At 42.4% G+C, this 15,926-nt stretch carries 16 protein-coding genes; 6 read left to right on the forward strand and 10 right to left on the reverse strand.

What is annotated here, in order from left to right; translation table 11 throughout:
• Position 1: 1 nt before the first annotated feature.
• Entirely contained in the window at positions 2 to 439 is a 438-nt protein-coding gene (locus ACP14Y_RS08450; protein ID WP_424962522.1) for an SRPBCC family protein, read from the reverse strand.
• Between the two features lie 39 nt (positions 440 to 478).
• Between ACP14Y_RS08450 and ACP14Y_RS08455 the strand changes: the two genes are divergently transcribed.
• A complete protein-coding gene (locus tag ACP14Y_RS08455) occupies positions 479 to 967 on the forward strand; it encodes an N-acetyltransferase family protein (protein WP_424962523.1) in 489 nt (162 codons plus the stop codon).
• Position 968: 1 nt separating this feature from the next.
• Here the strand turns inward: ACP14Y_RS08455 and ACP14Y_RS08460 are convergent, their stop codons facing one another.
• Positions 969 to 1,130: a Lacal_2735 family protein gene (locus ACP14Y_RS08460; protein ID WP_424962524.1), complete on the reverse strand. Its 162-nt coding sequence runs from the start codon at positions 1,128 to 1,130 to the stop codon at positions 969 to 971.
• A gap of 134 nt (positions 1,131 to 1,264) precedes the next feature.
• Here ACP14Y_RS08460 and ACP14Y_RS08465 point away from each other — a divergent pair, with 134 nt between their 5' ends.
• Positions 1,265 to 2,923 carry a glutamine--tRNA ligase/YqeY domain fusion protein gene (locus ACP14Y_RS08465; RefSeq protein WP_424962525.1) on the forward strand — a complete coding sequence of 553 codons (1,659 nt, stop codon included), beginning with the start codon at positions 1,265 to 1,267 and terminating at the stop codon, positions 2,921 to 2,923.
• Positions 2,924 to 2,940: 17 nt separating this feature from the next.
• Here ACP14Y_RS08465 and ACP14Y_RS08470 read toward each other — a convergent pair whose 3' ends face one another.
• From ACP14Y_RS08470 to ACP14Y_RS08480, 3 genes are read right to left on the reverse strand one after another with little or no spacing between them, the layout of a single operon-like run.
• Complete coding sequence (locus tag ACP14Y_RS08470; protein ID WP_424962526.1) at positions 2,941 to 3,729, reverse strand: hypothetical protein; 789 nt, start codon at positions 3,727 to 3,729, stop codon at positions 2,941 to 2,943.
• 37 nt (positions 3,730 to 3,766) lie between these two features.
• Positions 3,767 to 4,474: a hypothetical protein gene (locus ACP14Y_RS08475; RefSeq protein WP_424962527.1), complete on the reverse strand. Its 708-nt coding sequence runs from the start codon at positions 4,472 to 4,474 to the stop codon at positions 3,767 to 3,769.
• The gene (locus ACP14Y_RS08480) at positions 4,471 to 6,684 is read right to left on the reverse strand and encodes a penicillin acylase family protein (protein WP_424962528.1); all 2,214 of its coding nucleotides are present in this window, start codon (positions 6,682 to 6,684) and stop codon (positions 4,471 to 4,473) included. The genes ACP14Y_RS08475 and ACP14Y_RS08480 overlap by 4 nt, the downstream gene beginning before the upstream one ends.
• A 138-nt stretch (positions 6,685 to 6,822) precedes the next feature.
• Between ACP14Y_RS08480 and ACP14Y_RS08485 the strand changes: the two genes are divergently transcribed.
• Together ACP14Y_RS08485 and ACP14Y_RS08490 are read left to right on the forward strand one after the other, a co-directional pair.
• A complete protein-coding gene (locus ACP14Y_RS08485; RefSeq protein ID WP_424962529.1) occupies positions 6,823 to 7,176 on the forward strand; it encodes a DoxX family protein in 354 nt (117 codons plus the stop codon).
• 179 nt (positions 7,177 to 7,355) lie between these two features.
• Positions 7,356 to 9,731 carry an FtsX-like permease family protein gene (locus tag ACP14Y_RS08490; RefSeq protein WP_424962530.1) on the forward strand — a complete coding sequence of 792 codons (2,376 nt, stop codon included), beginning with the start codon at positions 7,356 to 7,358 and terminating at the stop codon, positions 9,729 to 9,731.
• 15 nt (positions 9,732 to 9,746) lie between these two features.
• Here ACP14Y_RS08490 and ACP14Y_RS08495 read toward each other — a convergent pair whose 3' ends face one another.
• A complete protein-coding gene (locus ACP14Y_RS08495; RefSeq protein ID WP_424962531.1) occupies positions 9,747 to 10,310 on the reverse strand; it encodes a pentapeptide repeat-containing protein in 564 nt (187 codons plus the stop codon).
• Between the two features lies 1 nt (position 10,311).
• A complete protein-coding gene (locus tag ACP14Y_RS08500) occupies positions 10,312 to 11,199 on the reverse strand; it encodes an MBL fold metallo-hydrolase (RefSeq protein ID WP_424962532.1) in 888 nt (295 codons plus the stop codon).
• Positions 11,200 to 11,382: 183 nt separating this feature from the next.
• Between ACP14Y_RS08500 and ACP14Y_RS08505 the strand changes: the two genes are divergently transcribed.
• Entirely contained in the window at positions 11,383 to 11,865 is a 483-nt protein-coding gene (locus tag ACP14Y_RS08505; RefSeq protein WP_424962533.1) for a PaaI family thioesterase, read from the forward strand.
• Positions 11,866 to 11,874: 9 nt separating this feature from the next.
• On the forward strand, positions 11,875 to 12,657 hold the full coding sequence (gene lgt / locus ACP14Y_RS08510; RefSeq protein ID WP_424962534.1) for a prolipoprotein diacylglyceryl transferase: 783 nt from the start codon (positions 11,875 to 11,877) through the stop codon (positions 12,655 to 12,657).
• Here lgt and ACP14Y_RS08515 read toward each other — a convergent pair whose 3' ends face one another.
• The 3 genes from ACP14Y_RS08515 to ACP14Y_RS08525 are packed head-to-tail and all read right to left on the reverse strand — an operon-like array spanning position 12,658 to position 15,872.
• Positions 12,658 to 14,043, reverse strand: coding sequence for a TlpA family protein disulfide reductase (locus tag ACP14Y_RS08515; protein ID WP_424962535.1), 1,386 nt, complete (start codon positions 14,041 to 14,043; stop codon positions 12,658 to 12,660).
• Positions 14,044 to 14,922, reverse strand: coding sequence for a diacylglycerol/lipid kinase family protein (locus ACP14Y_RS08520; RefSeq protein ID WP_424962536.1), 879 nt, complete (start codon positions 14,920 to 14,922; stop codon positions 14,044 to 14,046).
• Positions 14,922 to 15,872 carry a threonine ammonia-lyase gene (locus tag ACP14Y_RS08525; protein WP_424962537.1) on the reverse strand — a complete coding sequence of 317 codons (951 nt, stop codon included), beginning with the start codon at positions 15,870 to 15,872 and terminating at the stop codon, positions 14,922 to 14,924. Before ACP14Y_RS08525 ends, ACP14Y_RS08520 begins: the two co-directional genes overlap by 1 nt.
• Between the last annotated feature and the right edge of the window lie 54 nt (positions 15,873 to 15,926).

A 15,926-nucleotide genomic window follows, 5' to 3' on the forward strand; every position in this document is an offset into this window, starting at 1 on the left:
ATTACTCTTTAAACCATTTTTTATAGACAGGCTTTCGGTACAAAAACTGAAAGTATAGCAAAGGAAACATGAGCATATCCGTGAGAAGTGTACCGGTTGAAAACGTGATATCATCCACAATCATGGTCCCTTCGGTCACCTTTCTTACGTCATGCACATGTTTCCATGATTTAAGAAAAAAAGGTAGTTTGGTTCCCATATCGATGAAATACCACTGATACTTAGATTCGTAATCCTCGACAATCTTACTTATCCATTTTTGTTTGAAAAGGATAAAGTTCAATTCGAGCTCAACCACATCACCTGTTTTGCACCCACCAAATTGAACCAGTTTTACCGGAGGGAATGGTGGGTTTAGTGAGAGAAATAAATCTTCGTTGAATCTTGATTTGACTTGGTCAAGTTCGGCCTGCACTTCGGTAGCTATCTTTATTCTCATTGGAAGTATCAACTCGTTTTATTGATTTAGGTTTACTCTATGATTAGACACGCCACACCAAAGGATGCTAAAGCCATTGTGGATATCTACAATCATTATATCCTCCACTCGCACTCAACCTTCGAAATCGACCCCATCAAAGCAGATGAAATGGAGCAACGAATCAATCGTGTCCAAGTGGAGCTAAATCTTCCCTGGTTGGTGATGGAAGAGGAAAAAAAGATCCTCGGATACGCCTACGCTACTCAATGGAAGCTGAGGGTCGCCTATGCTAAAACGGTGGAGTCTTCGATCTATTTGCACAAAGATCAGGGAGGAAAAGGATACGGATTGCCGCTTTATTCCGAGCTCATAGATCAACTCCGAACGCTGGGCTACCATGCGATTATCGGAGGCATGTCTCTGCCAAATGACGCCAGTCGTGCCTTGCACGAAAGACTTGGCTTCAAAAAAATCGGTGAGTTTAAAGAGGTCGGTTACAAGTTCGATCGATGGATAGATGTGGGTTATTGGCAGCTTACCCTTTAGCTCAGCTTTTTGATAAAATATCTCGCTGAACCTCCAACGCCTGCACCTGTCTTTTCATACTTTCTTCCGGATTGGATTTCGAAAGCACGTACGCTTCATGCATGAGTTTATCGTATTTTCTCTGTAGCGATTCAACATTCGATTTCTTAAAAAACTTAATCATGGTTTTATGTAATTATTTGTTCACTCCTACATTAGACGACTACCTGTAGAAAAACCCTCCTCAAATAATGAGATCAATTACATCTCTTAGATTTTGACAATCATTAGCCTACTTTTGCACCCTAATTTTGAATTATGGACGAGGCTAAAAAATCGCTGAATTTCATCGAGCAGATGATAGAGAAAGATCTGAAGGAAGGGAAGTACGACTCAATCGTAACACGTTTTCCTCCGGAACCGAATGGATATCTTCATATCGGTCACGCTAAGTCCATCTGCCTGAATTTTGGGCTGGCTGAAAAATATGGTGGGAAATGCAACCTCCGCTTTGATGATACCAACCCTGAAAAAGAGGAAACCGAATACGTAGACTCCATCAAGTCCAACATCAAATGGCTGGGATATGACTGGGAAGACCAGGAATATTATGCCTCTGATTACTTTGAACAGCTTTATCAAATGGCAATCAAGCTGATCAAAAAAGGATCTGCATACGTGGATGATCTCTCTCAGGAAGAGTTCAATAAACTAAAAGGCACGCCAACACAACCTGGGAAACCCAGTCCTTTTAGAGACCGATCACCGGAAGAAAATCTGGATCTGTTTGAGCGTATGCGCTCCGGTGAATTTAAAAACGGAGAAAAAGTATTGAGAGCAAAGATTGATCTCAGCTCTCCCAACATGCACATGCGTGATCCGATATTGTATCGCATCAAGCAGCTACCCCACCACCGTACCGGCTACCAATGGTGCATCTATCCAACCTATGATTTCGCACATGGACAGTCAGATTCCATTGAAGGGGTGACACACTCGCTTTGTACGCTGGAGTTTGAAGTGCACCGTCCGCTATACGAATGGCTAATAAAAGAATTGGAAATATTTCCATCCAAGCAAACGGAATTTGCTCGATTGAATCTCAGCTATACGATCGTAAGTAAGCGAAAGCTGCGAGAACTTGTAGAGCTTGGTCATGTTAAGGGCTGGGACGATCCGAGAATGCCTACACTTTCAGGAATCAGAAGAAGGGGATTCACTCCTACTTCAATTCGAAAATTTGCTGACATGATTGGAGTAGCCAGAAGAGATGGTATCACAGATATTGCTGTTCTCGAGCATGCAGTAAGGGAAGATCTGAATGCAACCACTCACAGACGTTTTGGTATCATGAATCCACTCAAAGTGATTATTACCAACTGGCCAGAAGACAGGGAGGAGATAATGATCGGAGTAAATAATCCGGGAGACGAATCAGCTGGCACACGTGAAATGCCATTCACACGAGAAATCTATGTGGATCAATCGGACTTCATGGAAGATCCACCGAGCCCAAAGAAGTGGTATCGACTGGGACCAGACCGTGAGGTTCGCTTGAAGTTTGGCTACATCATCAAATGCACGGGCTTCAAAAAAGCGGAAGATGGCACCATCGAGGAGCTATATGCCGAGTACGATCCACAAACCCGTAGTGGCCAGGATACCAGTGGCAAGAAAGTAAAAGGAACGCTGGGCTGGGTCTCCGTACCTCATGCAGTAAACGTAGAGGTGCGTGAGTACGATCGCTTGTTCAAAACGGAAAACCTGAACACAATAGAGGACGATTTCAAGAATCACCTGAATCCGGATTCGCTAACGATCAACACAAAAGCAGTGGTGGAGCCTTCTCTGAATGGTGCAAAAGTGGGTGACCAGATGCAGTTTGAACGTATCGGATATTTCAGAGTAGATGAGGATTCCACGGAGGACAATCTGGTTTTTAATCGAACGATTACGCTGAGGGATAACTGGAGTTGATTTGAAGATTTAGTTGATTAGTCAATTTGAAAATGAATATGATCATCATGTCTTACCGCTTGACACCCATGGAATCTAATCTTTTCAAACCCTGACAAGCCCCATCTGTCCTTCAGGTGAGGCTCAATAAAAATCTTTGATACCCTGCTGTCAGTCGAGAGTTTAATCAATGCAAATTTAGTCCGCTCATTATCTAACTCAAGGGAAGATGAAGCTGGAACCAGTTTGCCAATTAATCCATATTGCCAAAACCCTCTTTCCTTACAAATTCTCGGGTAGTCGGATTCCCCAATCTCAGGATTCTCATATGATCCATATCCAATCAAAGTAGGGGTTGAGCTAGAAAATTTATTATCTTTTTTATAGTAGAAAGCTAAATCAAGTTTCTTTCCGTCACTATGGCTAAGGTGTGGAAAAAGGGGGAAACCATCCCAAAAAGGGAAATTAGCATCCAAATAATTTGTCTTCGTCCCCGGGAAATTTTTAACCATTTGGTTAGACATTTCCAAAGCCACCTCCTCAAGCGCTTCGGTAACATAGTGCCTATTACATAAAACAGTAAACCATGAGATTGGTCTTAGGTCTCCGAAAATTGGTAATGCTTTTCTATCACCAAACCCAGACAATATGGGAATAATCAAAAACACATTGAGAAGATAAATCAACAGAAATGTTGAAATCCTTTTAATTCCTCTCAGCCCAAATTGTTTTGTAATAAATAAGCATAAGAGATAAATAACCCCGCCTACTTGTGTTAAAACAGTTAATACAAAGAAGACTAGAAGATGAAAAAAGAATTTTACCAAATCGAATAATTTTCAAATTGACAAATTAAAAAATCAACTAATTCCTCTTACTCCAAACCTCATACATAGGATCTCCTTTGCTGCTTTTACCGGAATGGTGCCACTTGCCATCTATGAGCTCATAGTTGAACTCCAGGCTCATCCCTACCCGGCTATCATCGCGCGAGAAGAACTCCAGATTTTCGGTGTACTTACCATCTACTGTGGTGTAGGTACCTCCTCCTGTTCCCATAAACTGTTTGGTTTCAATATTGTAGGCAATCCATTGAAAACGCTTCCCGGAGAGAATCTTCATTGTCTTTCTTGGCCTGTCGGTATCACGCTCCTGGATCTCAACGTTTCGCTTCCTTCCTGACATCAACCAGGCTCCTGTAAGCTCTCCGGGTTCCCCGGCATCCACGCGTGTAGCCCAGGTTTCCATTCCGACAATGCGCATCTTATCATTTCCATCAAATTCAATTTCAAAAGAGGAAGGCTTGCCAATCTTAGACGTATCACTTGTATGAAATTCCGGCACCTCGGTCATCATGTTTCCCTCGAGTTTCCAGCTACCGCCATTCGTTTCTATGAATGCGCCTGTTTCAGCATCAAACCATGCTGCCGCCTGATAGTTCTCTGTGAAGGTGACAACACCTTTCACTTTTTGACCGTCCCTGGTTTCAGTCCATTCCCATGCCCCGACAGGGCTTTGAGCGAGCATGACACCTGTTAGAAACAGGCAAATGAGTGTTAGTATATTTTTCATCGTTTTCCGGGTTTATAAGTTTCTTCTGCTCTTGCCTCCACATCTTCACGATAGAAGGCAGCCTCTTTGAATTCTCCACTGGCATACATCTCTGCCTGATCATCAAAATGGGGTGAGCTAGGATCGCTGCTTTGGCCTCCTGCTAAAATGGTTTTAGCTCTCACTTTGTCTCCAAATTCTACAGCTGCTACAAAGCTGTTGCCACGGGTGCCATAAATTTTATTCACATCGTGATTGCCCCTCATGCCATAGGCCGCAAGGTGTCCCCACCACGCCGTGGTGTACCCTACCGGAATACTTGGTGCTTCATCATCAAACGATGCGTCTATATCACCCGATAATCGCTGGAAGCGATTTACTTCTCCCCATGAAATCAACCTCGTGCCGTATCGGCTGTCCATATCTTCGAGGGCTATTTTAAAAATTCGTAATCGCTCCTCTTCAGCAAGTCCGGTCCCAAACCAATGGAAGCGATCAATCCCATTGAGTCCTTCAGGTGTGTCTGCGTGCTGATATAACGCTCTTCCATAGAAATGAGCCAGAGTCATTGCTTTAGAATCAACTCCAGTTTTAAAATCCCAATTTCTCAGCTCTTCTATTGCCTCTAACATATCAGTCGTCTCATCACTTTCAGTGGTAGGACGACTTTCTGCGTTATCATACGCTTCCACCAATCCCGGAATCACTTTTTCAAAAGCAGGTAGATAGGGGTTATATCCCAATTCAATCAATCCGTCCAATGAAAGATCCTCAACCTGAGACAGCAATCGAATGGCATTAACCCCTCTGAAGTTCTCCGGGAAAGAAGCCATGTAGTAGGGATAATCTTCCTTTTTCGGGCTGTTCTCAGCAGCAGCAGTGAACGGCGTAGAATTACAATTCTGAATCCAGCCATTTGGTGGGTTCTTCACAATGATCGTTTCATCCAGTTCATGCAATCCCTGCCAGTCAGTGGCGGGATTGCTGCCATCTATCGGTTGAGAATAATCAAACTGCACATCTCGCTTTGGAATGAAGTTGCCATGGTAGTAGGCGATGTTTCCCTCAGAATCAGCAAAAACGGTGTTGTTTGAAGAGTTGGTTCGGATGTTCATCATCTCATGAAACTCCTCCAGATTTTTCTTTTTGGTTCGTGTATACGATTGCGTCAATGCATCCACCGGTTTCCACATCAATGCAGTGGCTGTCCATTTTCCATCGGTTTCATGGGTAATTGGGCCATGGTGGGTTCGGTAAATTGGGAACGTTTTTTCTTTCATCTCGTCACCGTCCCGGTATTTCAATGTCACTTCTTTGACTTCAACTTTTCGTTCTTCCTCTCCATATTGATAATTCAGCCCGTCATCCTTTTCGATGATGGTTTCCTGAAATTCATCGATGATGTCTGTGCCGGTAGAGGTGTGCATCCAGCCGGTGTTTTCATTGAAGCCTTGATACACAAAAAACTGTCCCCAAGTCACCGCTCCGTACGCATTGAGACCTTCCTCGCTAACCACATGCACCTCTCCTCTGAAATAAAATGAGGTGTGAGGGTTGATCAGTAACATGGCATTTCCGGATTCGGTCTGGTCTCCGGAAATGGCAAAGCCATTAGATCCTTGGGGTTCTTCGAGGACATTGTCATCCGTAATAAGTGATAATTGTGAGGAACCTCCTCCTTCACCCCCTCCAGAGGGGGACATGCCTTCATAGAAAGCCTTGATCTTCCGAGTAGACACTCGCTCAATATCTCCTCCAATGGAACCTTCAGTAAAATACATGGTCATCCATGGCTCATATTTTTTGATCGCTTTCGGCTCAACCTCAGGATGGGTGTGCAGGTAATAGTTGATGCCATCGGCCCAGGCCCCACACAAAGTTTTCAGCCAGTCAGGTGCTGACGCATACGTTTCTTTTGCCTCTGCTTCGGTCATAAAAAGGTGTGCTCGCAAGTCGCTGTAAAGCGCCTCCTCTCCTTCAGTTTCTGCCAGTCTACCAACCGCCCAGGTGAAATTGCGCTCTACCCGGCGAAAGTCATCTTCACATTGGGCATAGAGCAAACCAAAGACGGCATCTGCATCGGTTTTGCCATAGATGTGTGGTACACCAAAGTCATCTCGAATGATGGTGACGTTTTCCGCCTGGGCTGCCCATTGTTCTGCCTCGGAGTTTGAGGGCTTGGGTGAGCAGGCAATAAATAAAATAAAAAGAAGGGTGAGAATTCGATACATAGGTTCGGGTTGATTTTGATGTTTATCAAATATATCCATAAAATGAGACCAATATATCTTTGGTCATCCTGAACTTGTTTCAGGATCTGTGTACTTTTCACAAAAGATTCTGAAATAAATTCCGAACACTGCTTTTTTATGTCAACCGAAACCCTCAGCCTCTGGATCATGGCGATCCTGTATATCCTAGCAGGAGTCAACCACTTCCTGAAGCCTCGCTTTTACGAAAGCATCATCCCTCCTTTTTTCGGAAATAAAAAACTAATCAACTGGCTGAGTGGAATTGCGGAAATCATACTTGGGATCATGCTTCTCATGCCCAATTATACCTCAATAGCTGCCTGGGGAATCATTCTTTTACTCATTGCTGTATTCCCTGCCAACATCTACCATTTCATGAAGGGGTGGCGAAAAAAGAAAATGGTTTGGGTGTTGGCTCTGCGGCTACCGCTCCAATTTGTCCTGATCTGGTGGGCGTATACTTTCACCTAAAGCAACCTTTAGGGATTTCTTGAATCTATTATAATGAGGGGACACAAAAAGTGTTCATATTGACGTGCGAAATCGCACAGGTCTGAAGGTTGAAAAAATCGTATGATTCTGAAAATCAGAAGGTTTGAATGATTTGGCATGTTCTTGGTGCTTTGTTAAATCAACTAACTCACAGGACTATGCTTAAGAATTTCTTCAAAATCACCTTTCGCAATTTTCGAAAGAACAAGTCGTATGTTTTCATCAATATGCTGGGCTTAGGTCTGTCCCTGGCATGCTGTATTGTTGGGTACCTCAATTGGAAATTTGCAGCAGAATACGATCAGAATCATGCGAATCATGAACGTATTTACAAATTGCAGATCTATAAGGATGTGCAAAACCAAAATGTGCCATATGGGATCACCCCACTGCCTCTGGGAGCAGTGATAGAGGACAAAGTCACTGGTATCACACATACTTCCCGATACATAGAGACCGGGCTGGTTCTTAAAAAGGAATTAAAAGTTTTTAATCAGGGAATCGCATTTGCCGAGGATGATTTCCTTGATATGTTCAGTTTTCCGCTTAAGTATGGCAATGAGTCAGCTTTTTTTGACAGAAGCAAGATTATCCTAAGTAACTATACTTCCAACACCTATTTCGGAGAGGATGTGGACCCGACCGGAGAAATCATCACCATCATTGCAGAAGATGGAAGACAGTTTCCAATGACGGTAGGTGGAGTTTTCGAACAAATTCCGCAAAATTCATCGGTAAGGTTTAGCGCACTTACCCACTTTGATAATTACTTAAAAATACGTGAGGTTGAGAATGCCGACTGGAGACAATTTGTTGCAGCTACTTTCGTCATGACAGATGGACGTTTTCCTCAAAATTTAATGGACGACATTAATGCCAACTACGTTGAGGTACAGAACAAGGCCAGGGATGACTTTAAAATAGGAAGTTATTATGCGGTACAGTTGACTAACCTGGGAAGTATTGCAGAGTCTATTCGAGCCAACTGGCTAAGCGAGCCACCCCCACCACCGGCGGTGGTAGTTCCAATGATCATGGCATTTCTCATGTTGTTGATTGCTTGCTTCAACTTCACCAACACAAGTATCGCCATCTCCAGTAAACGTCTCAAAGAAATCGGGATACGGAAAGTAATGGGCAGTGGTCGTAAACAGCTCATCTTTCAATTCATGGGTGAAAACCTGATTCTTTCATTTTTGTCTTTGTTGATCGCGTTGGGGTTTGCATACTTCCTGGTTCCGGCGTACAGTGCCATTTGGGATTTTATCACCCTGGAATTAAACCTTGTGTCAGATAGTGAGATTTACATATTCCTGGTTGGTCTTTTGGTGCTCACCTCGGTCATCGCCGGAGGATACCCTTCTCTTTATATCAGCGCCTATCAGCCGGTCAATATTTTAAGAGGCAGTTTATCATTAGGAGGCACCAATTGGTTTTCCAAGACGCTGCTTGGATTACAATACATGCTCACCATTATCGCATTGATTTCGGCACTAGCGTTTACAAATAACGCAGCGTATCAGAATAATCTGGATATCGGTTTTGAAAAGGAAAATATTCTTGGTGTACGGGTAGAGAATCAATCCGAGTATGATCGATTCTTTAATATGGTTAGTCAAATGCCGGAAATTGAAAAATTAACCGGTACTACGCATCACATTGGATGGTGGACGTATGGAAGAACATTACGAGCAGGAGAGCAGGAAGTGGAGTCTGACATGATGAACTTCAGTTTGGACTACCAAGACATCATGGGTCTAACGATCAAAGATGGAAGATACTTCAACAAAGACCTTTACGAATTTGAAAGGGAAAACTCCATCATTATGAATGAGGCGCTGGTTAGAGAGTTTGGTTGGGACGATCCAATTGGGAAAATAGTGCAGATTGATGATAGCACACGCTTGTCAGTAGTGGGGGTGCTGGAAGATTTTTACATGTACGGGTTCTTTGATCCGGTAGAGCCTTGCGCATTTAGATTAGCTAATAAAGAAGAAATGAATTTTGTGGTAATCAAAAGCGAAGTGAATCCTACGGAACTAAGAGACAAAATGGAATCAAAGTGGTATGAAGTAGCTCCTAATACGCCATTTAATGCGTCGTTTATGAATGAGGAGTTAGCAGGAACCGATTATGTCAATACCAACATCTCAAAGATGTTTAAATTTCTAGGAGCATTGGCATTGATCCTTTCATCCATTGGGCTCTACACCCTGGTATCACTCAATATCATCAAGCGCGTAAAAGAAATAGGTGTACGCAAAGTGCTAGGAGCTTCGGTCAATCAAATTATGGTGTTGATGAATAAACAGTTTTTCTGGCTATTGTTGATTTTCGCTATGGTTGGATCTGTTTTATCCTACCTGGCAATTGATGCATTGATGGCCTCCATATTTGCAGTTTATCAAGCCATCAGTGTATTTACGGTTTTGGCACCATTTATCCTGCTTATGTTCATTGCTGTCTTTATTGCATCGAGTCGCATATTCAGAACAGCCATCAAAAACCCGGTTGAATCTTTGAGATACGAGTAGGCTTACTAACTTTATCTAAGAGTCTTTACCGATCTTAATATTGTATCTAGCTAACAAACCTGGCAGCTGAGAAAATGGGATTTTAGCCTGGCTGATTTTATTGATTTCCGGATCAATCACCAAATTAAATGATCCACTAAAGTCGGCTTTTTCAAGATTGGTATGATCAAATTTTGCTCCAGATAGATCGCAACTAATGAGTTTACCATTGCTTAGATCTGCCTCTGAAAAATCTACTTCTATCAGTTGGCAACCCTTGAAATGGGATTGCTTCAGCTTCATTTGGAAAAAGACACTGTGATCCAGCTGGCAATTGTCAAAGGAGGCCTCAAAAAGCAATTGATTACTGGTATCGAACTGGATGCCAATCATCTTGCAATTTTTAAAAGTCACCTCTCTAAAGGAAGTCTCACCAACCAGTACATTGCTTAAGTTGCAATCAACAAATTCACATTCTATGAATCTCGAAGTAGAAAAATTTCCATCAGCGAGATTGCAGTTCAGAAAAGTACACCCCTCATATTCATCCCGGTTGTTGAGCTTTTCCAGCCTTTCAAATTTCTTGTCTGCTATGAGCATATTAGTTTTCCAGCTTCTTTTTCCAGTATCTCACCAAGCCAGCTACACTCATCCAGGATGGATTAGCTGCTTCGTATAATTTGATCCCATGGTCTGAAACACCACGATCTTTCAATTGCTTTGCAGTATACGCCATAAACTCAGGAGTTATCTCATCGTTGCTCATTCCGGCCTCCCATTTAACTTTCATCCACTCAGACCAGTCTTTCAAAATTTCCCTTAGTTCCTGCATGTGAATGTTTGGGTTCATCTCTTCTCCAAAGTGTGTCAATACCAGTCTGTTTGGGTTCTTAGAGAGTATTAAATCAATGGATTGCAACCAATCCTCGATGTTGATGTCGGGTGGTGGACATGGTGGCACCACTGGCCCTCCCTCTATCTTAACCCCGGCTACATCACCGGTGAAAATGGTGTCTTTCCATTGCCATGCAATGTGATGTTTTGCATGACCCGGAGAGTGTATTGCCTTGAAGCTGTGCCCCCCGATCTCCACTACCTCTTCATGCTCCATTACTTTCAGGTTCTTCTTTGGAATGCCTTCCATTTTACCCCATAGTGTATCCATTTGATCTCCATAGATCATGGTTGCAGAAGCTACCAGCTTGGTGGGGTCGTGCATGTGATCGTGCCCAAACGGATGCAGATAAATTTTTGCCCCCTTTTCAGCAAACGCCCAGGCCGCTCCTGCATGATCAAAGTGTATATGAGAAAGCAGTACGTGTTTCACATCGCTCACCTTGTAGCCATGGTTAGACAAGCCTTTCTCCAGGCTGGGAAATGTTGAGTATGGGCCCGACTCGATAAGCACTGGTCCTTCGTCCGTTTCAATAAGAAATGAGGCGATAGCATGCTCGTAATTTTGAAAATGGAGGTCGAGAGTATGGTACATAATATTTGATTTGAAGGGATCAAATCAAAAAACTTGTCATATTGAATGCAATGAAATATCTCACTTAATTCTAGATGTATTTCAAATCATTTCATCAAACCACCTTAATTATAAATATTTCTCCTAAAGTCGAAAAGACAAGTATTTTGATTTGATTTAACGTTTAGAAGTAAAGTTACAAAAATGAGTGAGTCAAAATACTTTCAAGATCACATGCCCGAAAATGTCTGCTTTGGGTGCGGACACAATCATGAAGGGCTACAGATCAAAAGCTATTGGGAAGGAGATGAATCCGTCTGCAAGTGGAAATCAGAAGAAAAGTATCATGGTTGGAGCAACCTCATGAACGGTGGAATAATGGCTACCCTGATCGACTGTCACTGTATGGGGACGGCCATGGCTGATGCATACAAACGTGAAGGAAGATCGCTCAACACCGATCCAGAGTATAGGTATGCCACCGGCACCCTAACAGTAAAGTATTTGAAGCCAACACCCAATACAGCCGTGGAACTACGCGCCCGAGTGATGGAAGTAAAAGGCAGAAAGACGGTATTAAAATGTGACTTCTTTTCAGCTGATGGAGAGAAAACGGCAGAGGCTGACGTTGTAGCTATTCGTGTTTTTGACGGTAGTGAGAATAAAGAAACCGTTTTTAAAAGCTAATTTTATTTCATGCATCCAGAACTGTTTTCAATCGGTGATTTCACCATCCATACCTACGGTTTCATGATCATGGTTGGCGCCACGCTAGGATTCCTCTACATGAGTTATGTTGCTAAGAGAGACCTGGGCATTGAAAAGGATAAAATCCAGAACCTTGCAATCATGGTAATAGTGGCTGCTTTTGTGGGTGGTAAACTCTTTTTCTACATGGAAAATCCCGGATATTACTTCAGCTCATGGAGCAATATGAAACAGAACTTTCGAACCGGGTTTGTCTTCTACGGTTCACTTCTTTTTGCTGTGCCGCTCATTGTCTGGTATTTCAGAAAAGAAAAATGGCCACTCTGGCCGTTGATGGATCGGCTGGCGATCGCTGCATGCATCATTCATGGCCTGGGAAGGGTCGGATGCTTCTTTGCAGGCTGCTGCCATGGGATACCAACAGAAATGCCATGGGGAGTGACATTTACTGATCCCATCTCCCAGGCAGAACCCCTGAATACGCCCCTTCACCCAACACAACTTTATTCTGCCGGATTGATCTTTGGTATCCTCATTATTCTATTGATGCTGAAACGACACAATAGATTCGAAGGACAGCTCTTTTTTATCTATATCATTTTGTATGCAGTGGGTAGGGGAATCATTGAGATTTTCAGAGGAGACGAAGAGCGAGGCTATATCATAGATGGGGTGCTTTCACACTCACAGTTTATCAGTCTGGGAGTAATTGCGGTGACTGTGTGGCTTTATTTGCGGTTTAAGAAGAGGGCGAGGTTTAAGAGGAAATAGCTAATCGAGCAAACCACTTTGAATGACCTCTTCAAGCTTTTCTGATAATGGAGAGGGAGCATCTGCATCAATGATCAACCCGTTTGAATCAATCACAATATATCTAGGTATACCAGCGATTAAATAATCTTCATAGAATGTGCTCTCATCATTTGCAATGATGCTAAGTTTATCAGCTAAGAATTTGTCATTGGCCTTCTTCCATTGCTTTTCATGCTGATCCACTGATACGTATAGGAATTTTACACGAGAAGAAGGAAACCGCCTCTCTAACTCATCCATTTGTGGAAATGACTTGATACAAGGCTTACACCATGAAGCCCAAACATCAACTACCACAGTGCTACCAAGCAAATCTGATAATTCAATTCGTTCTCCGTTTATATCTAAGCCAATGATATTTGGTGCTTCTGTCCCCTCTATTAGGTTAGACTTTTGGGATATAACTTTAGAAAGTTGTGATAGGTATTTTGAGTTTTCTGAAGACTTTTGATATTCTAAAAATAAACTTTTTAGTACCTCTCTATTCTTATTTGAATATACCTCCTCTTTAATATTTACTGCTCTAAGAAAATTTTTAACTTCTGAATTGTAATCTGATTTTCTTAATAATGAATCAGCTCTTAATCTGAAAGCGTTAATTGAGTCCCTATCATCGGTAGTTGGCCAAACCTTTGGATAAACCCTCATGTCCAAATACGCTTTGGCTAAAAAACCATAATCAAACGGCAGTAGACCAGGAAAGTCTGGAAAATCTTCAATCTCAGAAATCTGTTTTGGCACTTCCTCATTCAAGTAAAAATTATAGTTCATTAAAGCATAATTGTACTTGTACTTTAGTGACTTTACCTTAACGACCTTTTGTAAAACAACCCTTTCTGTTTTTGAAAGGAACGGACTTGTATCCAAAACAAATGTTGTTTTCTTAGTTAAATCATCAAGTCGATTGAAAAACTCCTCCAACTCTAAATCGAGAATATACTCTCCATCGATAGTTTCATAATCACTGATTAGTTGAATGATTGAATTGAATAATGAATTAAGCTCAGATAAGCTTCCTGAAAATTCTAGTGTTTCATTTCTAGATTTGACTTCTAGTGTTTCTCCCTTCTTAATCAGAATAGGAAGTTGCATTGAGTCTCCTATTGAAACATATGCTTGAGTAAGTTCATTCACCTGCAGTTGTCTCTCCTTTACCCCACTGTAATCCAAGTAGAAGGAATCCAATTTTATCGGATCAAAATAAAGTGGATCATAGCTCGTAAGTTTAACCGGACATCCTACACAATCGCTTACTTTGAGGATCAGTCTAAAATCTTGGTTTTCTGCCTTTGAGCATGAGCTCAAAAAAATCAGTAGAATTAAAAATCTTAAAAATAGTTTCATCTAATTCGTCATTCTAATCTGCATCGCCTCCGGCAAAACTTTGATCTCAAAAGGTGGCTGACCTATTCGCTCACCATCAATGTGGGCGTAAAGCATATCATTTGCTTCCACTTTGACCGATTTTGCTTTATAGAAGTTGATCTCTTTCAGCGATCCATGCGAGCCGCCAGAGAGTTTGTTGATGTTCAAAAACCTTCTCAGCCCGGATACTTTGCCTATTTCGCAAATCTCCAGTAGCCCATCATCAATCCTTGCTTCCGGCATCAGATTAAAACCTCCACCAAACGTGGTTCCATTGCCAATCGTGAGAAGAATTAGATCCTTTTGAAGAGGTTTACCATCGATCTGATATTCAAATGTTCGCTCCCGATACCCACCTAAAATTCGAAGGACATGATAGTAGTACGCAGCATGACCGGTTAGCAATGGCACTCGCTTGGACGCCATATCTTCCACGATTTGTCCATCAAAACCAATGCCTACACCATTGACGAACTTTCGATCATTGCATTGACCCAAATCAATTCGATGGATTTCCCCTTTTAACGCAGTATCAATTTGCTCGTCCAGTGTCTGGCCGATCGTAACATTTTTAATGAAGTCGTCCCCAGTCCCTGCAGGAAGAATGGCAATCGGGATGTCATATTTCAGTCCATTCACAGATTCATTAATGGTCCCATCACCTCCTATTATGATAAGATCAGTAAAGGATGTGTCCAGAAATTCTTCAACAGTAGTAGTAGCACTTTTGCTCTCGTTCGTATCGAAAACCTGATATTTAATCTGAAGATCGTTCAGTGTCTCTGAAAGCTTTTTACAAATCTTTAAGGCTTTGCCTCCGGCAAAGGGATTCCAGATGACAAAGATTTTTCTGGACATCAGAATGGAAGCTTAGTGAGATCTACATTGCCCCCTGTCAGAATGACTCCAACTCGTTTCCCCTCAAACACTTTAGGATTTCTCAAAATCGCTGCAAAAGGAACGGCACAGGAAGGTTCGATAACGATTTTCATCCGTTCCCAGATCAGTTTCATTGCTCGAATAATTTCCTCCTCTGAAACCAATAATACCTCTTTGATGTGTTCAGATAAAATCTCGAAATTTTTCGGCCCGATTGACGCTTTTAAACCGTCGGCAATAGTATTCGCTGTTTTATTGGCAATCAGTTTGCCACTTTTCAATGATTGATAGCAGTCATCTACCTCTTCCGGTTCACCCACATACAGTTCCAAGTTAGGATTCAGATAATGTGCAACAAGAGACATACCGGATGCTAATCCGCCTCCGCCCACTGGAGCAATTAGTGCATCCAGATTTTCCACCTCCTCAATAAGCTCCTTTGCCGCAGTTGCCTGCCCTGCGATGATGTTGTAATCATTAAAAGGATGTATAAGCATCGCGCCTGTTTTTTCAATCACTTCATTGCAGGTCGACTCTCGTGAATCTTCCGTCGGCTCACATTCAATCACCTCGGCTCCATATCCTTTTACCGCATCAACCTTGACCTTAGGTGCGCCTTTAGGCATCACCACATAGGCTTTTGATCCCGCCAGCTTAGCCGCGAGTGCCACTGCCTGACCATGGTTGCCGGAAGAGTGACAGGCAAACCCATTCACTCGTTCCTCCGGTCTATAAGAGAAGATAGCGTTCGATGCACCACGCATCTTAAAAGCACCTACCTTTTGGAAGTTTTCACACTTGAAAAACATATGACAGCCTGCCAGCTCATCCAGATTGGCTGAGGTCATTACCGGGGTGTTGTAGATATACTGCGAGATGCGCTGATGCGCGCGCTTGATGTCTGAGAAAGAAGGAGGTGATGTTAGCATAGAGATGGAGACCCTAAATTGTTAGAGATTTTTATCAAATTTAAGACGAATCTG

Origin of the sequence: Ekhidna sp., from assembly GCF_965247405.1 — a bacterium.
In the GTDB taxonomy this organism is placed as follows: domain Bacteria; phylum Bacteroidota; class Bacteroidia; order Cytophagales; family Cyclobacteriaceae; genus Ekhidna.